We start from the raw sequence: 18965 nt of genomic DNA, 5'->3' as shown, positions 1-18965 counted from the left end.
CTAGCCATGTTCACTAACCCGGCAAAGCGACGTGACCGTTCAGCAGTTTATCGGCAATAAGTCCAAACAGCTAAGCTATTACCTGAGAGCCTTTTGGGCCGGGCGGATCCCTCATCAGGAAATTGAACTGTATTTCTGGGATGTCCTGGAAGAGTGGACGCAGGTGACTAACAGTACCACCGAGCCTTGCAGTCAGCGAGAGCGCGTATTCTGGCACTTATTGCACCAAATGCATTTCTGGCCAGAGCAGAAGCTGCGCAACGATGTTTATCTACGCAGTGAACTGGAGACCTGTATGACTTACCTGGAAGGCGAAGGCGAATGCCCGCTGGACTGTATAGGCATACGTCCCTGAGTTACGCCATACAAACCCGGTTACGACCTTGCTCCTTCGCCAGATAGAGAGCCTTATCGGCCTGTTCCACCCACTGCATAAAGCTTTGTACTTCATGACCCAGTCCGCTAACCCCAAAGCTGCTGGTAAACCGAAGCCCTTGCCCATCATACTGAACCACCATTTGCTCCGCTTCTAAGCGAATTCGCTCTGCCACTGTTTGAGCACAGGCGGCCGGTGTGTCCGGCAACAAAAGCACGAACTCCTCACCCCCATAACGTCCAGCCATGTCGGTTTCCCGGCAATGAGTCTGGATGATCTTCGCCAGCGCCTTAATCACCTGATCCCCGGCCGGGTGACCATAGGTATCGTTTATTTGCTTAAAGTGATCGATATCCAACATCACCAACGAGGTGTCTCCCCCATAACGCTGTTGGCGCTTAAACTCCAGTTCGCAACACTCTTCCCAATAACGGCGGTTATACAAGCCGGTTAAGCCATCGATGCGACTGATGGACTCCAGTCGCTCGTTAGCCTGAGCCAGTTGCTGACGACTGGTCACTTCTTCGGTCACGTCGTACACCAATACGCCAACCTGGGTTACCTTACCCTTGTCATCCGTTAGCGGAAACAGGGTAATATTCTGAAACATGGTGACACTGGCCCCCGTCACCGGACGGTAGCTGTTAAATTTAAACAGATAGGGACGCTGCTCGGCGATCACATAGGTGGGGGTCTTCAGCCGGAAAACCGGCTCGGTCTTACGACGAAACCAGTCAGGGTCGATTTCGTCAAACCGCTCAAACAGACTCTGCCCGATAATACTCTGTGCCTGAACCCCGCTGTGATGCATCATAAAATCATTCCACACCAGTACCCGATAATCCAAGTCGAGTACCACCACGCCTACTTCCAGTTTACTCAGCAGGGCGCTGTCTAAAGCCAGAGAGGAGAGAGAGTCGTTCATTGGCGATCTCCGGTGAGGTAACTGACCATGCCGTCAATGGCATGGCGGGGGAATAACAACAACAGATCGAAGTGAATATTCTGACTTTGAATGGTGTAGCCGATCTCAATGGCGACTATCTCGTTCCAGCGGGACACATTGCGGGTTAGCAACTGATCCAGATTACAGTGACGCCCCAGCAAACTCGGGTGGTTGCGACTAAAGACGATCCCGAGCTGCTCCGATAACGCATTCACACAGGCGCCGATAAGAATATTAGAAACGTCCATCAAAGCCTCCAGCTCGAGGCCCTCTGACTCGTCATTTTCAGGATAACGCAACAGTTTAAGAATGCGGCTAAAATCGGCATCGTCGAAAATCACCAGGGCCTCACCACCCACCCCTTCACTGACAAAGCCTTGTGAAGTGGCTGACACATAAGCCCTATCCTGTATCTCGGCCACGGCCATGCGCAGTTCACTGGCGGCAATCACATTTACATTAGGCACTGGAAGATGAATAAACTCTCCCAGCAGTCGGGCCAGTTTATCCCCCGCCTGACCCATGGCTACATTTGCCATTTCCCGGTAAATATCCAGCTTTTCGCTATCACTGGTGGCTTGGGTATTGGTACTCACCGAACGAGTCTTGCCCAGGCCGTCATAAAGCCCGTAGTCCCTGAGCAAGGCATTTAACTTACCGCTGTCTACCGGCTTAGCGATAAAGTCCAGCGCCCCCAACTCCCGCATACGTTTGCGGGCCTCGGGTTGTACATCACCTGACACTACCAGCACCATGGTGGGTAAATCCTGCTGGCGTATCTGCTGCATGGTTTCATACCCATCCATCACCGGCATATTCAGATCCAGGAAAGTTACATCGGCTTTGCCTGCCTTAATCGCCTCCAGGGCTTGCTGACCATTTTCCGCAAAGGACAGGCTGACATCCCAGCCCTGAGGAATCGCCCGGGCCATTTGCTGGCGAGCAAATTTGGAGTCATCGCAGATAAGTACCGATGTGCTCATAATGCTTAGATCGCGACAGGCGCCTTAATATGCGGATGGGCCTGATAATTCATCAGTTCAAAGTCGTCGAAGCGAAAGCCAAAAATGTCTTTAACGTCCGGATTTATCTGCATGCTGGGCAGAGGATAGGGTTCTCGCTGTAACTGAGTCTGAGCTTGCTCCAGATGGTTCAAATACAAATGGGCATCACCGAAGGTGTGGACAAAATCTCCCGGCTCCAGATCACAAACCTGAGCCATCATCATGGTTAGCAACGCATAGCTGGCGATATTGAACGGCACTCCCAAAAAGATATCGCCACTGCGCTGATAAAGCTGGCAGGACAACTTTCCTTCCAGCACATAAAACTGGAACAAAGTATGACACGGTGGCAACGCCTGCTTACCCATAGCGGCGTTCTCCTTAGGCGAATACTGAGTATCCGGTAGCAGGGCCGGATTCCAGGCACTCACCAGTAACCGGCGCGAGTCCGGGTTCGTCTTGATCTGCTGCACCACATCGGCAATCTGATCCACCACTTCACCGCTTGGCCCTTGCCAACTACGCCACTGTTGACCATAAACCGGCCCTAGCTCACCCTCGTCGGTGGCCCATTCGTCCCAGATCTTAACGCCGTTATCCTTCAGGTAACCAATATTGGTTTCACCACTTAAGAACCACAGTAATTCGTGAATAATGGAGCGCAAATGACACTTTTTGGTGGTTACTAACGGAAAACCCTGGCTCAGGTCGAAGCGCATCTGATGGCCAAAAATACTCAGCGTGCCAGTACCGGTGCGATCTTCTTTACGGGTGCCATGTTCAAGGACATGGCGCATCAAATGGAGATATTGCTGCATGGATCAGGCCTTAACCCTGTTGGATTTTATCAACGCTCTTAGGCTCAACAGTAAGCCGATGATCATCATCGGCAACGAAAGCAGCTGCCCTTGTGACAACCATTCAGCATAAAGACCTAAGTGAGCGTCCGGTTCACGGAAAAATTCTACGATAAAACGGAAGCCCCCGTAACCCAGCAGGAATAACCCTGAGATTAAGCCTGTGGGCCGTGGCTTACGAGATACCCACCACAGCACCGCAAAGAGCACCACACCTTCCAGAAAAAACTCATACAGCTGGGAAGGATGACGAGGATCCGGTCCGGCGCCGGGAAAAATAATTCCCCAGGGCACATCGGTAGTGCGGCCCCACAGTTCGGCATTGATAAAATTACCGATGCGGCCAGCTCCCAATCCGATAGGCACAATGGGCGCAATAAAATCGCCCACCTCCAGGAAACGACTGTTGGTTTTACGGGCAAACCACCAAAAAGCAGCCAATACCCCCAAGAGGCCACCATGGAACGACATGCCACCGGTCCATATCTTAACCAGATAAAGCGGGTCTTGCAGGAAATAGTCAAACTGATAGAACAGCACATACCCCAGACGGCCACCGATGATCACGCCTAAGAAGCCGTAAAACAATAAATCGGAAAGCTGCTCTTTACTCCAGTTGGTGCGGGGCAGTCGGTGGCGCGCCAAAAACCAGGCCGCCACAAAGCCAATCAGGTACATCAGTCCGTACCAGCGTAAGCTGACCGGCCCGACACCGAAAATCACAGGATCGATCTGTGGAAACACCCAATGTTCATTCATTCTTTTACTAACCCAACATCATTCGACAACTGACCACCACCAGACACACCGCAAATACCCGTTTAAGGATCTTGGTGGGCAAACGATGGCTCATTCTGGCCCCAAAGCGAGCAGTCAGCATGGAGGTACTGACGATGCCCAGTAAGGCTGGCAGATAAACATACCCCAGGCTCCAGGTCGGCAAGTCAGCTCGCTGCCATCCAGCCAGCATAAAACTGACACTACCAAAGACGGCGATGACTATACCACAGGCTGCCGCACAGCCGATGGCCTGTTTTACCGATACCTTAAAATACACCAATGTCGGCACCACAAGGGCCCCGCCGCCGATGCCCATAATGGCAGAGATGGTACCGATGATGCCACCAGATATCCCCAGGAGACCGCGGTGAGGTTTTGCCTGACCTTCTGGCACTGTGGCCAACGCCATTCTGGCCGCTAACAACAACAGTACGATGGCAAAGAACCACTTCAGGTAAGTGGCTGGAACTGAGGCAGCCAACCAGGCACCGAGCACGGCTCCCAGGGCAATACCCGAACCTATGGGCCAGAACAGTGGCCAGGAGACCTGTCCCAATTTCCAATGTGTGCGGGTGGAAGATAAACCGGTAAAAATAATGGTACCCAAAGACGTGGCGATGGCCATCGGCATGGCCTGTTCGAAGGGCAGATTCAGTAGGGCCTGCATCAAATACAGTAGGCTGGGCACGATCACCAGACCTCCACCGATCCCCAACAGACCGGCCAAATAACCGGCAACCAGACCAAGCACTAACGTGGCCAGTACAAAACTCAGCATGGCTTATTTCCCTGCCCGGATCAGACCGCCAAGACCCAGTCTTTCCAAGTGCTCACTCATGCACTCGCGCACCTGTCTTGGGTGGTGCAACTTGATAACGTCATCGAGGATGGCTTCCGCCTGAGTCAGAGTTACGCTGCGCAGTACCCATTTGATTTTAGCCAGATTAAAGCTGCTCATGCTGAGTCTGCGATAGCCCATGGCAACCAACAAGATGGCGCCGCCCGGTTCCCCGGCCATCTCGCCACAAAGGGTTACGGGCACACCAGCGTTGTTGCTCTGGCGGATAATATCCCAAAGCGCCGCCAGTACGGCCGGGTGGTAATAGTCATACAATGCCGACACACGGGAGTTATTGCGATCCACAGCCAGCAAGTACTGGGTCAGATCATTCGAACCGATGGAGAAAAAATCCACCATCCTGGCTAGCTGAGGCAGCTGATAGATTACTGCTGGCACTTCCAGCATCACGCCCACCTGAGGCTTAGCCAATTTCTGACCATCGGTTTTGGCTTCCTCGGCCACCTCGCGGTAAGCCTGGCGAATTAGCCGCTTTGCCTCGGCCACCTCGGTGATATTGGTGATCATCGGCAACATGATCTTTAAATTATCCAGCCCCAGACTCGCCCGGAGCATGGCTCTGACCTGCACCAAGAAGATCTCAGGGTGATCCAACGTCATGCGAATGCCGCGCCAGCCAAGAAACGGGTTTTCCTCTTTTACTGGAAAATACGGCAGGGGCTTATCACCCCCTACATCCAGCGTCCGCATGGTCACCGGTTTGTCGGGGCACAGTTCCAGAATAGAGCGATACAACTGACACTGCTCTTTTTCGGTGGGGAAGCGCTCTCGCATCATAAAGGGCACTTCAGTACGATACAGCCCAACCCCTTCACCTAGGCCTCCGAAGGAACCTTCCACCTCCGCCGACAAACCGGCGTTGATGAGCAGCTCTAACGACTTGCCATCCTGAGTTTCGGCGGGCAGTTCGGCATCTTTCTGCACCTGACCATAGAGCTCTCGCTCCTCGTCAATCAAGGCAGCAAACTCTTCCCGAATGGCATTGCTGGGCGACACCACCACTTCACCGGAATATCCGTCCAGCAGCAGATCTTTACCTCTCAGTAATGACAGGGGTACATCGGTCAGGCCCATCACCGCCGGGTAACCCATCGCTCGTGCCAAAATCGCAGCATGGGAGTTATTCGACCCCTGCATGGAGATAATGCCCTGCAACTGATTGGCAGAAAACTCGGCCAGCATGGAGGCCGAAACCTCCTCGGCCACCAAGATGGCCTGTTCAGGAACTTCCTGGTGCTGATCTCGCACCGACAGCAAGTGAGCTAATATACGGTTGCCCAGATCCTCAATATCTACCGCCCTCTCCTGCATATAGGGGTCGTCCATGCGCCGGAAGCGCAGCAGATAATGTTCCACCACTTTTTTCAATGCTGAGGGTGCGTCCCAGCCATTGCGGATCTGATCTTCCACCTCGTCACCAAGGGAGTGAGAGTCCAACAGTTGGTCATACATCTGGAAGATCGCCAGCACATCTTTCGGTACTGTATCCTCAATCCGACGGGACAGCTCGGCCACTTCCTCACGGGTCTGTTTGACCGCCTGACGATAACGCTGTAACTGGGCATCATGCTCGCTGTGGCGCCTCATCACATGCTGTTGCAAGCTCGCCTTAATATAGGGCACATACCCCAAGCCCATCGCCAAACCGGCCGACCCGGGCACCCCATGTAAGGATTTTTGTTGCGGCTTCTGGCCGTTGTTTTGTTCGCTGAAATTCAGCGCTCCCCGCGCTTCGGCGTGAGCGACTTCCAGCGCCAACTGGGCGGTCAGGGTAACCAGGAAAGCTTCTTCTTCTTCAGAAAAGCGACGCTTGCGCTTCTGCTGCAAGGTTAGTACTCCCAGCACCTTGCGCTGATGAATAATGGGCGTCCCCAAAAAGGCGTGGTATTTCTCTTCTTTGACTTCAGGGTAGTGCTTAAACCTCGGGTGAGATTGGGCGTCCTGAATATTGATCGGCTCTTCCCGCTGACCAATCAGGCCGATAAGTCCCTCGGAAAAACCAATGGTCACCGTGCCGATGGCCTCTTTAGCGAGGCCTTCGGTGGCTTTGAGCACAAACACATGATTATCGTAGTCGGCTAGATAAATGGAGCAGCAATCCACGCCCATCACTTCCTTAAGACGGGTAGTGAGCACCGTCAAGGCCTCATCCAGAACGGGAATCTGGTTTACTTCCTGAACCAGACGTTTTAGCTGCGTCAGCATCTTATCTACCCCCGACGACGTCGCCGATGGCGCTGGTTGCCTTGACGGGAATGACTTTGGCTTGGCATGGCAATGGGTACAAATTCCTTCATGACCCGCCGGTACACATCCCGTTTGAAGGACACCACATTACGAACCGGGTACCAATAGCTGACCCAGCGCCAATCATCAAACTCCGGATGGCCCGAGTGCAGCAGGTTCACGTCTTCCTCCTTGCATCTCAGTCTCAGCAGAAACCATTTCTGCTTTTGTCCGATACACACCGGATCCGTTCCTTGCCGGATCAGGCGCTTTGGCAATTTGTATCTGACCCAATTACGGGTACTACCCATAATCTCAACGTCTTGGGGGTTTAATCCCACTTCCTCATGAAGTTCTCGATACATCGCCTGTTCGGCAGTTTCACCTTCGTCGATTCCGCCTTGTGGAAACTGCCAGGAATGCTGGCCATAGCGTCTTGCCCAAAATACTTGCCCTATCCTGTTGCAAATCACTATGCCGACATTCGCGCGGAATCCTTCGGCATCAATCACTTAGACTCCCGGGCATTTAATTCTTTTCTATCAATGCATTCTTCCATAAACTAGCCCCCTTTCAAAGCAATTTCATTCGCAGCCAGTCCCTTATGACTCTGACCCTCCCCAGCACTGCTCCGACGTCCGTTGCGCAATTGATGGAACGGGCTCAGCAACTAGCGGGCCTGACGCTGGGTGAACTGGCCCAGTTGGCGCAGCTCGAAACACCGGAAGATCTGCGTCGACATAAAGGCTTCAGCGGTCAGCTATTAGAGCTTTGGCTGGGAGCCAGCGCCGGCTCCAAGCCGGAGCAGGATTTCCCCGAGTTAGGAGTCGAATTAAAAACTCTGCCCATCGACGAAGCCGGCCGCCCGATGGAAACCACCTATGTGTGCTATGCCCATCTTACCGGTATCGCCGGGCTGACCTGGGAAAATTCCAACGTACGCAACAAACTGCATCAGGTGTGCTGGGTGCCGATTGAGGCCAACCGCCAGATCCCTCCCGCCGAGCGCCGGGTGGCCTCAGCTTTTTTGTGGACCCCGACACCAGAACAGGAAGCCGCTCTGAGGGCCGACTGGGAGGAGATTATGGAGCTTATCGCCTTAGGTCAGGTGGAATCCATCACAGCTCGCCACGGCCAGGTAATGCAGCTGCGCCCCAAGGCAGCCGACGGCAATGCCCTGACCGACGCCATCGGAAGAGATGGCCAGTTTATTCAGACTCGCCCACGAGGTTTTTATCTGAAAAAAACCTTTACCCGGGGTTTGCTGGAAGAAGCGTTTGCATGAGAAAACTCTCGCCTAAATGCGCGCCCGGGCTATTCGCGTTTTTAATGTCCGGGTTTATGGCGTTTTGTATGTCGGGGATACTGACCCTGATCAATTTAGGCCCAGTGCCGGACTTTTTATGGCTGTGGTTGAAGGCCTATGTTCTGGCTCACCTGTGTGCCTTCCCACTGGTGATGCTGTTTGCCCCCCTGACCCGTCAGCTGGTGGCCAGGTTGATCGAAGGCGGACTGAAATAGGCTCGTTCAGGCTTTGTAGCCACCGCTGCCATCATCGTAAAAAGCTTGCTTAAGGCTGTTGGCAAAGCTGACAAACTTCTCTTTCATGGTGCGCTTAACCTTAATTTCTACCGAGCCCAATACCGAGTAGCCCTCGATATAGATCGTTGGTGCCTGTCGTCCGGCCATGGAAGGCACCTTATTCTCTACCGACCCGATAACGTTAAACATACTGCAAACCACATTCACACTCTCAGGTACGTAGATGGTTTCGCTACCAAGTACACAATTGATGTTCACGGTGACATGCTGGTGCTCAAACACAGCATCGGTAAAATCCAGTTTGATACTGCCCAGAATACTGACTAATTTGACTTCCTTTGGCACCCGCCACTGACCGCTTCGTTCATCACTCCCCAGAATACTGAGCAATCTCTGGTTCTTCTGTTGATGACGATCGGTGGCGTAGTTAGGGGTGAACTGAGTTTCTTTTCTCTGAACATAGTGACTGTCGGCCCTGAGCTCCAGGTCGGCCACCAGACTTTTAAGCGACTGATGTTGTTCACTATTGATAGCGTCATCCAGACGTCGCTCAAAGGCTTCCGCCGAAATCACGCCATGGCTGTAATTATAAATTAGCTGGTCAATGACTTCCTCTCTGACCTGCTCAATGGGTCTGTCTTCTAATTTTACGTCCATCGTTACGTATCCAAATTAATGAAAAGCCACCCTATTAAGCAAGTCTTGAACCAGACTTGAAAACAATTACAAAACAATGACTTAACAAAACCGCCCTAGACTCGAAAACAAAAAAATCGCCTATCTGGCCAAAACTTAGTGATTCTGACCTGCTCAGAGCTATTCATCCCAGTAAGGTTCGGATTTGAGCACTTCCTGACGGCTTTGTTCCATCACGGCCAGCAGGTGGGCTTGCTTATGCTGAGCCGAGTCCAGAAGTTCGTCTTTTTCTTCTACCTCGGCCACCTGCAACTCTTCCTGTAACAACACAAAGACTTTCAACTCTTCGATGCCGTCGAGGATGTCCAGCCAGGGGGCGCGAAATTGCTTACGTGCCTCGGGGGAAAACAGGTCACCCAGGAACAGGCCATGGTACAGCATCTGCCGCAATGCCGGCTCGCAGGCCATATAGCTGTCGGTATTAAAACTGTCATTACTGGCAATGGCGTCTGTTGCATTGGCCCAAGCCTGCGCCAGCCAGCCACGAGCATGTGTCTGAACCTCGTTCTGCCAGGCAGTGTCATTGTCACGCCAGGGCCTGGAATAGGCCAGTTCACTGAGCCTGATCTGCAAGTGAACCTTATCACTATCCGCAATCAGTGTTTCGGGTTGGTAGGTGCGCAATAGCCCTTCCAGACGCCCCCTCAAATAGCTTTGCATAGACACACTCTTACGAATGCTTTTACGAAAAGGTCCCTTGCTGGATTTCAGTGCCTTAATAGCTGTCAGAGCGTCCACCCAACGCCAACTCTCAGCGAGCGACTGAAGCTGTCGGTGAAGCTGTAATAAAGGCTCGCACTGCAGAGCGGGTAAGAACAGGGTCAGCGCCTGCTGAGTCAGGTTAATGCCAGTCCAGATGCCTCTTAGCGCTTTGACCGAACCGGTATCCTGATAGCATTGTTCATGATGCAGCCAATGACCGATTCCCAGTTGCAGGGCTCTGATAAAAGCCTGCTCCAGTGCATCGCCCTGCGACAGGGGCAAGAAGTTCGGTAACGGCTGGGCTTTGAGCTCCTTCCCTTCTGCCAGCATATAGCCACGAGCCGCCTTACTCAGAACACCGATTCGAAGCGGCATATGCCCGGCCAGTTGACAGGCTAATTCAAACAGGGGCGCCACCTGACCTTGTTTTAACTCGATTTCGATTTCGTTAATGGGCTGCTGATGGTCGTTGGCTTTCACGTTACCTTTATCTACCACCAATTCCACTTCCGTGTTGGCACTCGGCAACAACTGATATTCCTGACGATGGAAATGAGTGGTAAAGAGCGGCTGTAACTGAGCCTGCAAGGCATCCACATCGGCTTCAGGCGGGAATATTCCCGACTCGAACAAGGCCAGGTCCGGTTGCTGTTGCTCAATGGCGACATTATATTCCGGCCGCTGGTGCAAACCGCCTTCACTGTTGCCGTCGGTCTTTATGGTCTGTTCGAACACGCCATCACGTCCCCGGACCCGGAGACCTATGCCCCACTGGCGCAGTTGCTTATCGGGCGTATCGTAATAGACATTAAATAAATCCGCTGCACCCTGGTGACAGGCTTTGTCCCATTGCGGCTGCAATTGCTGTTCGATGATGGTCACAGGATCCACATCCGGGGCCACCAATAACTTAAACTCGATTTCCTGGTCCATTCGGCTAGACACAATGTCTCTGCAAGTTTGAATCTAAGCGCAACATTACCTGTAATACCAATCCGTATAAAGGGTTAATGTCGCCCTTTGTCAATCGCGGTCCGGCTTGTCGCTAAATCAGGACACTTGCCAAGGTGATGCTCACCCCATACCATCTACGCCATTCAAGCTATTTTAGTCCGATAAACCATGCCTAAATTGTTTTCTGTTTACCTTGTCCTCGCTCTGTTGTTGACCGCCCCTGTGACTCTGGCTCAGGACGGCGAAACCGTTTATGTCAGTGACGAACTCTACACCTTTGTGCACGCTGGCCCAGGTCGTAACTACCGGATTCTGGGTTCTGTGACCGCAGGCACCCCGGTAACTCTGCTAGAGATTAATGAAAGCGAAGGCTATAGCAAGGTCCATGATGCAGACAAAGAGCGCACCGGTTGGGTGAAGAGCAGCTTCATTTCCCGTGAACCATCGCTCAAGCAAAAGCTGCCTGCCGTGCAGGAAGAATTAGATATTGCTAAACAGGCTCTGGCCAGTCTCAGACAGGAGAATCAGGATCTGTTGCAACGTCGGGGCGAACTTCAGCGCTACAACGCCGAGCTGGAAGCCAGTCTTGAGCAGAGCCAGGAAAAGCTGGAAGAGGCGCTCAGTCAGCTAGAGGACATCGACAATCAGGTCCAGATTGCCTGGATGACCCGCGGCGGTGTAATCGCCTTTGTCGGGCTTTTAGTGGGTGTCATCATCATGCTGTTGCCGCGTAAACGCCAACGCCGTGATCAATGGATGTAAGCCACCAGAACTAACACCACTGTCAACCTATCGAGACACCCTGTCTCAACACTCCGGGCTGGGCGACTTACCGGCCCCTTTTATTCCAGTTTCTTGCCCCAAGGCTGTATATCAGTCGTGCTAAACAAGGACCGCTCCGGGAGAGCATTTGTTTAGTGTGATTGGTATTAGGGGCTATGCTGTGATACCAAGGCCCTGAAAGAATCAAAAAATCGGGCGCGAGACGACTGATCTGAATGGATATTCGATGAGTTTCAAATTGCTATACAGCTTGGGGGTTTGCACCTATACTCCGCGCCGTTTAAAACGGGCACAGAGCCAAACACTATGGCCGAGTGCCGGTGCAGACTATCTGACACAAAAAGCGGGTGGGTTTAAGGCTTTTTTTACTGAAGACTATCGAAAAGCGCTAGCCCTGTTTTTCCTGTTATTGGAGTGGATGTTTTATGACATTTAAAGCCAGTGAAATTTTTAATAGTGACTACCAACTGCCATCTCTGGATGAGCTCCCTGCACTGATCGCAGACACTTATATTGTTGACGAAGAACAATATGTTAAGGAATTGATCAAACTCATTCCACAGGATAAAGACTCTCTGGAGGCCATCGAAAAACAAGCCACCGAGCTGGTTAAGGATGTACGTAAAGAAGCGCAAAATAGCGACAGCATCGATGCCTTCCTGCAGGAATACAGCCTGGATACCCACGAGGGTGTCATCCTGATGTGCCTGGCCGAAGCCTTACTGCGCATCCCTGATTCCCAAACCGCCGACGCCCTGATTAAAGACAAGTTGTCCGGAGCGGATTGGCGCAGCCATTTAAAGCACAGTGACTCTTTACTAGTGAACGCGTCAACCTGGGGCTTAATGCTCACCGGTAAGCTTTTCCATTTGGATAACCGTGGCGACGCTAACAGCGAACACGTGCTGGATAGACTCATTGGTCGCCTCGGTGAGCCGGTAGTGCGCAAGGCCATGTACACGGCAATGCGGATTATGGGCAAACAGTTTGTATTGGGTCGCGATATCGACGAGGCCCTCAAAGCCAGTCGCAAGGCCCGAAAATACGGGTACACTCACTCCTACGACATGCTTGGTGAGGCGGCGGTAACCGCCAAAGATGCTAAGGCTTTCTACGACTCTTACGCGAATGCCATTGAGCGTGTCGGTGAAGAAGACTTCAGCACTCAGTATCCAGCACCACCGACCGTTTCCATTAAGCTCTCGGCCTTGCACCCTCGGTACGAAGCCGCTCAGGAAGAGCGGGTGATGAGCGAACTGACAGACTCGCTCGCCAGTTTGGTTAAGTTGGCCCGCAGCAAGGATGTCGGTATCAGTATCGATGCCGAAGAGGCCGATCGTCTGGAAATATCCCTCAAGGTATTCGAAAAGGTTTACCGCAGTGAGGCAGCCAAAGGATGGGGCAACTTAGGTCTCGTGGTACAGGCTTACACCAAGCGCGCTTTACCCGTACTGATGTGGGTCACCCAGTTGGCGAAGGAACAGGGCGATCGCATCCCCATTCGTCTGGTCAAAGGCGCCTACTGGGATTCGGAAATCAAATGGTGTCAGCAAATGGGCCTTGAAAGCTACCCGGTATTTACCCGCAAGGCGGCCACCGATGTGAGCTACCTGGCCTGCGCTCGCTTCCTTGTCAGTGAGCACACACAGGATTACATCTACCCTCAATTCGCGACCCATAACGCCCATACAGTGGCCGCCATTGAGCGCATGGCGGCAGGACGAGCCTTTGAGTTCCAGCGTTTGCACGGCATGGGCGAAGAGTTGTATGACACCCTGCTAAAAGAAGACAATAATATCAGCGTACGCATCTATGCGCCGGTGGGAGCACACAAAGAACTGCTGCCCTATCTGGTGCGTCGTTTGTTGGAAAATGGGGCTAACAGCTCGTTTGTTCACAAGCTGGTCGATCCGGATACTCCGGTGGAATCACTGGTTAACCATCCGCTGGATGCGCTAAAAAACCAACCTTCTCTGGCGAATGACAAGATTCCGCTGCCAAAGCAGATTTATATCCACCGTCCCAACTCAGACGGCTGTAATCTGCTGGTGGAGTCCCACTACCGGCCCTTTATCGATGCCGTATGCCAGTACAAAGATCAACAGTGGTCCGGCTCGCCTATCGTTAACGGCGAGTCCATCGAAAGTGGTGAAAAAGTCACCGTCACCTCACCACAAAACCGTGAGCACGAGGTGGGGCAGATTTATTATGCCGATGAAGAGACCACTCGCAAAGCTATTGATATCGCCCACGGTGCGTTCCCAAACTGGAGCCGAACTGCCGTGGAAATGCGAGCTCAGGCGCTGGAGGACTACGCCAACTTACTGGAAGAACACAAACATGAGCTCATCGCTATCTGTACTCTCGAGGCAGGTAAAAGCCTGCAAGACGGTATCGATGAGGTACGTGAAGCGGTGGACTTCTGCCGCTATTACGCTATCGAAGCCCGAAAGCTGTTTTCCTACGATGGTCCGCTGTTAGGCCCCACTGGCGAGATGAACGAGCTGTTTGTACAAGGCAAAGGGGTATTTGCCTGCATTAGCCCGTGGAACTTCCCGCTGGCCATCTTTACCGGTCAGATTGCCGCTGCACTGGCCACCGGCAATACAGTGATAGCCAAGCCAGCCGAGCAAACCAGTTTACTGGCCTATCGTGCCGTACAACTGATGCATGAAGCGGGCATTCCCAAAGATGTGTTGCAGTTTCTGCCCGGTAAAGGCGCCGTGGTGGGTGGCGTCCTGTCCAGTGATGATCGTATCAGCGGGGTCTGTTTTACCGGCAGCACAGTGACGGCAAAAAACATCAACCGCTCGCTGGCAGAACGTGATGGAGCCATCGCGACCTTGATCGCCGAAACCGGCGGCCAGAATGCCATGATCATCGACAGTACCGCTTTGCCAGAGCAGGTAATGACCGATGTGGTGCATTCTGCCTTTACCAGTGCCGGTCAACGCTGCTCAGCTCTGAGAGTGCTTTACGTCCAGGAAGATGTAGCCGAGCGTATGTTGGAGTTGCTGGAAGGCATGATGCAGGAATTGCACGTGGGCGACCCCATTGAGCGACGCACGGATGTGGGGCCGGTGATCGACGATAAGGCCAAGAAAAAGCTGGATGACCACATCGCCGAGATCACCGAAACGGGTACCCTGATAAGCCAGGCGCCGATGTCCGATGATGCTGCAACCGGCAGCTTCGTTCGCCCCACGGCAGTGATGATCGACAGCATCCATGATCTGAAAGAAGAACATTTCGGCCCGATTTTGCATGTCGTCAAATACAAAGCGTCCGAGCTGAATCAGGTGATCAACGACATTAACTCCACCGGCTATGGACTGACACTGGGCATACACAGTCGTAACGAGTCCAAAGCTGCTTATATCGCCGATATGGTCAATGTAGGCAATGTGTATATTAACCGCAACCAGATCGGTGCTGTCGTCGGCGTTCAACCATTTGGCGGACAGGGACTATCCGGCACCGGTCCCAAGGCGGGAGGGCCTCACTACCTGCATCGCTTTATCACCGAGAAGGCGCGCAGTAATAACGTTACCGCCATCGGCGGCAATGCCACCCTCCTCAGTCTGGGCGATTAACCACTCGCACTCTGCGATTAAGGGCCACCATCGGTGGCCCTTTTTACTTGCCGCCCAGTCATGGTTATTCTTAGTAAAAACAAATAATCAGGCTAAGGAGCCCGAATGGTGTCGATGGATGTTTTACTAACATTTTCTCTGGCCTGCGTGGTGCTTAGCTTATCGCCGGGCCCCTCCAACCTCTATATTATGGCTCGCAGTCTGTCACAGGGCTTCACCAGTGGCGCTGCGGCAGCGGGTGGACTGGCCATAGGCTCACTGCTGTATGTGCTGGCCTCGGTACTGGGTCTGGCAGCGATCTTTAAATATTCACCCACTGCCTACCTGGCTATTAAACTGGTTGGTGCCGCGTATCTGATTTATCTGGGACTGAGCTATTTTCGCAACGCCACTACCGTTTCAGAACCTCCTCGAGTGGGGCGTCGCGGCGCTTTACAGGTTGTACGTCAAAGCCTGATAGTGGAGTTGACCAACCCTAAAACGGCGCTTTTTTTCCTGGCATTTTTGCCCCAGTTTGTTCGGCCCGAATCCGGTTCCGTCAGTACCCAACTGGCCTTGCTGGGACTGACCTATACCCTGATCGCTCTGGCCAGCGATATCTTTGTGGCAGCCATGTCGGCACGCCTGGGACGCTGGCTGGCCGGTCACCCATCGTTTCAGTATTGGCAAGACCGTATCAGTGGCACCATACTGACACTACTTGGATCTTATATCGCCGTGGACGAGCTCGTACTCGGTGACACTGTGTCTGATATCTAAATACTCACAAGAGGTGGTTATGGCTTGGTTGAAAAAAGGGCTATGGATTGTACTGGGACTAATTGTTGCCGTGTTAGCGGCAGTCTTCTTGTTCCTTGATACCTGGATTAAACTGGCAGTAGAAGAGGCTGGGGCGCAAGCCACGGGGGCCGAAGTCAATGTGGCTGAGGTCAGCCACACTTTCTCCCCTTTTAGCGTAACACTCTCCGGTCTGCAGATGACCGATGCAGCTCGTCCCGAGTACAACAAAGTCACCGCCGACACCATCAAAGCAGAGGTGCAATTAAAGCCACTTCTGATGAATAAGGTGATCGTTGACCAGGTGCAAATCCTGGGGGTCAAGTTTGATCAGAAACGCGCTGAGCCCGGTGACGTCTACCGGCAGCCCGACGGTTCGCCCAGTCCCTTCGACAACCTCTTTAACCAACCTGTCAACATGCCTTCAGTAGACGAAGTGCTGAACAACAACACTCTGAAAACCACACAAGCAATAGAGCAGGCACAAAGTGCCTATCAGCAGCATCAGGACCAGTTGCAGCAGCAATATCAGGCCTTACCAGATAAACAAGCCCTGGCTGACTATAAGCAGCAACTCCAAGAACTGCAGGATACCGATTACTCCAATCCAGCCGAGCTTGTTACAGCCAAGGAAAAATTTGACCGGTTAAAAGAGCAACTCAAACAGGAACAACAAAAAGTCAGCCAATTTTTAAGCTCGGTGCGGCAAGCCAGGGATGATCTCGGCCCCAAGCTGGCCTCGCTCAAAGACGCACCACAGCAAGATTACCAGCAGCTTAAAGGTGTACTGGCGGGAGATGCGGCCGCCATTGGCGATCTCACTGAAGCCTTATTCGGTCCACAAATGCGCCAGTGGAGCGATCAGTTGCTGGCCGCCTATGACCTTGTCGCCCCAATGCTGCAATCCAAAGGCGAATCCGCTCAAACGGCCCCCAGTGAACCTTTGATGGTTTTTGAGGAGTTTGAGCACCTGCCTGATATCTTGATCAAGCAGGCCGATGTGTCTGTTCAGTGGCAGGATTACGCCATCGACAGTCGTTGGCTGAATATCACTGATAACCACCAGAAACTCGGCCAGGCTACCGAATTTATGGTGGACGCCCCGGACAGCCCACTATGGTCCGTACTTAAGCTCGACGGTCAGTTTCAGTTCCTCGCCGAGGGTTTATTCGCTCAGCAAAGCTGGGATCTGGCAGGACTGAAGTTGGGTGCAACCCGACTACTGGAGTCGGACAATCTTACCAGCTTGCTGGAGTCCGGTCTGCTCAGCGCCACCGGTAAGCTGTCCGTCAACAAGGATCAGATGGACGGCGACGGAGTGGTTAACCTGGCGCAATTGGCTATTCAGGCCAGTGGCGAAAATAAACTCACCCGTACCATTGCCAGCGCACTCAGTTCTCTGTCGGCACTCAATATCGACACCGGGATCAGTGGTCACTGGCGCTCACCGAAACTGAACCTGAGCTCCAGTCTGGATAATCAGCTTAAGGATGCCTTAATGGCTTCGCTCGGAGAAGAGGCTCAGGGTAAACTGACGGAACTGCAACAGCGCCTGCAAGCCAAAGCCGCTGGTCCTCTGGATAAGCTGACCGGAGGTCAGTCCCAGTGGCAGGGCTGGCAAGACCTGGCCCAGGGTCAGGGTGATAGTATCGAGACAATGCTGGAGGCTAAGCTAAAGGGCGCACTGGATAAAGAAAAAGACAAGCTGACTGATAAGCTGAAGAATAAGCTGTTCGGCGGCGCTCATTAGCCTGGTCCCACGACGACGGCGAAAGGCCTCTTTCGCCGTTGACCTTATTCTAAAATCCACGTACAAAGCGTCTCTTATTACCTCAGGAGTCATAAAACACTATGTCTATCGAAGCCATCGCAGCCATTGTTGTCGGTCTGGTCATTCTGGTCTGGAGTGCCGATCGCTTTATCGAAGGGGCGGCCGCCACAGCCAAACACGCCGGCATGCCCACATTGATTATCGGCATTGTGGTCATCGGCTTTGGAACCTCGGCACCGGAGATGGTGGTTTCGGCATTGGCCGCGGCAGACGGCAACCCAGGACTGGCATTAGGCAACGCGTACGGGTCTAACATTACCAATATCGCCCTTATCATCGGCACCACCGCGTTAATTGCCCCTATCGCGGTGCGCTCACAAATTCTTCGTAAAGAGATGCCACTATTGTTACTGGTGACCCTGTTGGCAGGCTGGCAGCTGTACGATGGCTTTTTGTCCCGGCTGGATGCCGTCGTCTTACTGGGCATGCTGTTTGCCATCATGGGCTGGTCGGTGATACAAGCCATGCGTAACCGCGGCACCGTCAAAGACAGCTATATGGATAATGTGGACGAAGAGCTCGCAGCTCACCCCATGCCGCTGAAAAAAGCCTTGCTCTGGCTTTTTGCCGGGTTGGTACTGCTGGTCATCAGCTCACGCATGTTGGTCTGGGGCGCAGTATCCATCGCCCAGGCTTTTGGCGTCAGCGACCTGATCATTGGCCTGACCATTGTTGCCATCGGCACCTCCCTGCCTGAGTTAGCCTCAGGCATCGCCGCCGCGCGCAAGGGCGAGCATGACCTGGCGCTGGGTAATGTGCTGGGCTCCAATCTGTTTAATACCCTGGCAGTGGTGGGTATCGCCGCCAGTATCGACCCTCTGGCAGTGGCGCCGGAAGTCCTGCAGCGCGACTGGGTCGTTATGGCCGTACTCAGCCTGGCCCTGCTGGTTATGGGTATTGGTTTTGGCCGTCAGGGCCGCATTAACCGAGTCGAAGCCTCGGGTTTGTTACTGGCCTATATCGGTTATAACAGCTACCTGGGCTACAGCATTGTGCAGCAGGTGGCGCCATAAAGTCATTGCGGCATTTTCAAGAGCTT

At 53.0% G+C, this 18965-nt stretch carries 18 protein-coding genes; 9 read left to right on the top strand and 9 right to left on the bottom strand.

Annotation, left to right across the window (positions count from 1 at the left end):
- Nucleotides 1-31: 31 nt before the first annotated feature.
- Nucleotides 32-355, top strand: a complete 324-nt coding sequence (locus HMF8227_RS02750) for a hypothetical protein (protein WP_109338720.1) — start codon at nucleotides 32-34, stop codon at nucleotides 353-355.
- 1 nt (nucleotide 356) lies between these two features.
- Here HMF8227_RS02750 and HMF8227_RS02745 read toward each other — a convergent pair whose 3' ends face one another.
- From HMF8227_RS02745 to rppH, 7 genes are read right to left on the bottom strand one after another with little or no spacing between them, the layout of a single operon-like run.
- Nucleotides 357-1301 (bottom strand): sensor domain-containing diguanylate cyclase, encoded by a 945-nt coding sequence (locus HMF8227_RS02745; protein WP_109338719.1) that lies wholly within the window; start codon nucleotides 1299-1301, stop codon nucleotides 357-359.
- On the bottom strand, nucleotides 1298-2305 hold the full coding sequence (locus HMF8227_RS02740) for a response regulator (RefSeq protein ID WP_109338718.1): 1008 nt from the start codon (nucleotides 2303-2305) through the stop codon (nucleotides 1298-1300). The genes HMF8227_RS02745 and HMF8227_RS02740 overlap by 4 nt, the downstream gene beginning before the upstream one ends.
- 5 nt (nucleotides 2306-2310) lie before the next feature.
- On the bottom strand, nucleotides 2311-3144 hold the full coding sequence (locus HMF8227_RS02735) for a thymidylate synthase (RefSeq protein WP_109338717.1): 834 nt from the start codon (nucleotides 3142-3144) through the stop codon (nucleotides 2311-2313).
- A gap of 3 nt (nucleotides 3145-3147) precedes the next feature.
- Nucleotides 3148-3942, bottom strand: coding sequence for a prolipoprotein diacylglyceryl transferase (gene lgt / locus HMF8227_RS02730; RefSeq protein WP_109338716.1), 795 nt, complete (start codon nucleotides 3940-3942; stop codon nucleotides 3148-3150).
- Between the two features lie 7 nt (nucleotides 3943-3949).
- On the bottom strand, nucleotides 3950-4741 hold the full coding sequence (locus tag HMF8227_RS02725) for a sulfite exporter TauE/SafE family protein (protein WP_109338715.1): 792 nt from the start codon (nucleotides 4739-4741) through the stop codon (nucleotides 3950-3952).
- Nucleotides 4742-4744: 3 nt separating this feature from the next.
- Nucleotides 4745-7027 carry a phosphoenolpyruvate--protein phosphotransferase gene (gene ptsP / locus HMF8227_RS02720; RefSeq protein ID WP_109338714.1) on the bottom strand — a complete coding sequence of 761 codons (2283 nt, stop codon included), beginning with the start codon at nucleotides 7025-7027 and terminating at the stop codon, nucleotides 4745-4747.
- 5 nt (nucleotides 7028-7032) lie between these two features.
- The gene (rppH, locus tag HMF8227_RS02715) at nucleotides 7033-7560 is read right to left on the bottom strand and encodes an RNA pyrophosphohydrolase (protein ID WP_109338713.1); all 528 of its coding nucleotides are present in this window, start codon (nucleotides 7558-7560) and stop codon (nucleotides 7033-7035) included.
- A gap of 92 nt (nucleotides 7561-7652) precedes the next feature.
- Between rppH and mutH the strand changes: the two genes are divergently transcribed.
- Nucleotides 7653-8333, top strand: a complete 681-nt coding sequence (gene mutH, locus HMF8227_RS02710) for a DNA mismatch repair endonuclease MutH (RefSeq protein ID WP_109338712.1) — start codon at nucleotides 7653-7655, stop codon at nucleotides 8331-8333.
- A complete protein-coding gene (locus HMF8227_RS02705; protein ID WP_109338711.1) occupies nucleotides 8330-8569 on the top strand; it encodes a DUF2798 domain-containing protein in 240 nt (79 codons plus the stop codon). The genes mutH and HMF8227_RS02705 overlap by 4 nt, the downstream gene beginning before the upstream one ends.
- 6 nt (nucleotides 8570-8575) lie before the next feature.
- Here the strand turns inward: HMF8227_RS02705 and HMF8227_RS02700 are convergent, their stop codons facing one another.
- Entirely contained in the window at nucleotides 8576-9247 is a 672-nt protein-coding gene (locus tag HMF8227_RS02700) for a LiaF domain-containing protein (protein ID WP_109338710.1), read from the bottom strand.
- A 159-nt stretch (nucleotides 9248-9406) separates the two neighbouring features.
- The gene (locus tag HMF8227_RS02695; protein ID WP_162558464.1) at nucleotides 9407-10933 is read right to left on the bottom strand and encodes a CYTH domain-containing protein; all 1527 of its coding nucleotides are present in this window, start codon (nucleotides 10931-10933) and stop codon (nucleotides 9407-9409) included.
- Nucleotides 10934-11110: 177 nt separating this feature from the next.
- Between HMF8227_RS02695 and HMF8227_RS02690 the strand changes: the two genes are divergently transcribed.
- The 6 genes from HMF8227_RS02690 to HMF8227_RS02665 all read left to right on the top strand — a co-directional run bounded on the left by HMF8227_RS02690 (nucleotide 11111) and on the right by HMF8227_RS02665 (nucleotide 18939).
- The gene (locus HMF8227_RS02690; RefSeq protein ID WP_109338708.1) at nucleotides 11111-11704 is read left to right on the top strand and encodes a TIGR04211 family SH3 domain-containing protein; all 594 of its coding nucleotides are present in this window, start codon (nucleotides 11111-11113) and stop codon (nucleotides 11702-11704) included.
- A gap of 247 nt (nucleotides 11705-11951) precedes the next feature.
- On the top strand, nucleotides 11952-12161 hold the full coding sequence (locus HMF8227_RS02685) for a hypothetical protein (RefSeq protein WP_109338707.1): 210 nt from the start codon (nucleotides 11952-11954) through the stop codon (nucleotides 12159-12161).
- Nucleotides 12151-15318, top strand: coding sequence for a bifunctional proline dehydrogenase/L-glutamate gamma-semialdehyde dehydrogenase PutA (gene putA, locus HMF8227_RS02680; protein ID WP_109338706.1), 3168 nt, complete (start codon nucleotides 12151-12153; stop codon nucleotides 15316-15318). Before HMF8227_RS02685 ends, putA begins: the two co-directional genes overlap by 11 nt.
- 105 nt (nucleotides 15319-15423) lie before the next feature.
- Nucleotides 15424-16077 (top strand): LysE family translocator, encoded by a 654-nt coding sequence (locus HMF8227_RS02675; protein WP_109338705.1) that lies wholly within the window; start codon nucleotides 15424-15426, stop codon nucleotides 16075-16077.
- A 19-nt stretch (nucleotides 16078-16096) separates the two neighbouring features.
- Nucleotides 16097-17845 carry a TIGR03545 family protein gene (locus HMF8227_RS02670; RefSeq protein WP_109338704.1) on the top strand — a complete coding sequence of 583 codons (1749 nt, stop codon included), beginning with the start codon at nucleotides 16097-16099 and terminating at the stop codon, nucleotides 17843-17845.
- Nucleotides 17846-17946: 101 nt separating this feature from the next.
- Nucleotides 17947-18939: a calcium/sodium antiporter gene (locus tag HMF8227_RS02665; RefSeq protein WP_109338703.1), complete on the top strand. Its 993-nt coding sequence runs from the start codon at nucleotides 17947-17949 to the stop codon at nucleotides 18937-18939.
- Nucleotides 18940-18965: the final 26 nt, after the last annotated feature.

The sequence above is a fragment of the Saliniradius amylolyticus genome (genome assembly GCF_003143555.1).
Lineage (GTDB): Bacteria > Pseudomonadota > Gammaproteobacteria > Enterobacterales > Alteromonadaceae > Saliniradius > Saliniradius amylolyticus.
This window is presented reverse-complemented; position numbering and strand designations above follow the sequence as displayed.

Bases quoted from the DNA above. Each gene is read 5' to 3' on its own strand.
- HMF8227_RS02740 (WP_109338718.1), bottom strand. From the start codon at position 2,305: ATGAGCACATCGGTACTTATCTGCGATGACTCCAAATTTGCTCGCCAG.
- mutH (WP_109338712.1), top strand. From the start codon at position 7,653: ATGACTCTGACCCTCCCCAGCACTGCTCCGACGTCCGTTGCGCAATTG.
- HMF8227_RS02685 (WP_109338707.1), top strand. From the start codon at position 11,952: ATGAGTTTCAAATTGCTATACAGCTTGGGGGTTTGCACCTATACTCCG.
- HMF8227_RS02705 (WP_109338711.1), top strand. From the start codon at position 8,330: ATGAGAAAACTCTCGCCTAAATGCGCGCCCGGGCTATTCGCGTTTTTA.
- HMF8227_RS02670 (WP_109338704.1), top strand. From the start codon at position 16,097: ATGGCTTGGTTGAAAAAAGGGCTATGGATTGTACTGGGACTAATTGTT.
- HMF8227_RS02745 (WP_109338719.1), bottom strand. From the start codon at position 1,301: ATGAACGACTCTCTCTCCTCTCTGGCTTTAGACAGCGCCCTGCTGAGT.
- HMF8227_RS02665 (WP_109338703.1), top strand. From the start codon at position 17,947: ATGTCTATCGAAGCCATCGCAGCCATTGTTGTCGGTCTGGTCATTCTG.
- HMF8227_RS02690 (WP_109338708.1), top strand. From the start codon at position 11,111: ATGCCTAAATTGTTTTCTGTTTACCTTGTCCTCGCTCTGTTGTTGACC.
- ptsP (WP_109338714.1), bottom strand. From the start codon at position 7,027: ATGCTGACGCAGCTAAAACGTCTGGTTCAGGAAGTAAACCAGATTCCC.
- HMF8227_RS02725 (WP_109338715.1), bottom strand. From the start codon at position 4,741: ATGCTGAGTTTTGTACTGGCCACGTTAGTGCTTGGTCTGGTTGCCGGT.
- putA (WP_109338706.1), top strand. From the start codon at position 12,151: ATGACATTTAAAGCCAGTGAAATTTTTAATAGTGACTACCAACTGCCA.
- HMF8227_RS02700 (WP_109338710.1), bottom strand. From the start codon at position 9,247: ATGGACGTAAAATTAGAAGACAGACCCATTGAGCAGGTCAGAGAGGAA.
- HMF8227_RS02735 (WP_109338717.1), bottom strand. From the start codon at position 3,144: ATGCAGCAATATCTCCATTTGATGCGCCATGTCCTTGAACATGGCACC.
- lgt (WP_109338716.1), bottom strand. From the start codon at position 3,942: ATGAATGAACATTGGGTGTTTCCACAGATCGATCCTGTGATTTTCGGT.
- HMF8227_RS02675 (WP_109338705.1), top strand. From the start codon at position 15,424: ATGGTGTCGATGGATGTTTTACTAACATTTTCTCTGGCCTGCGTGGTG.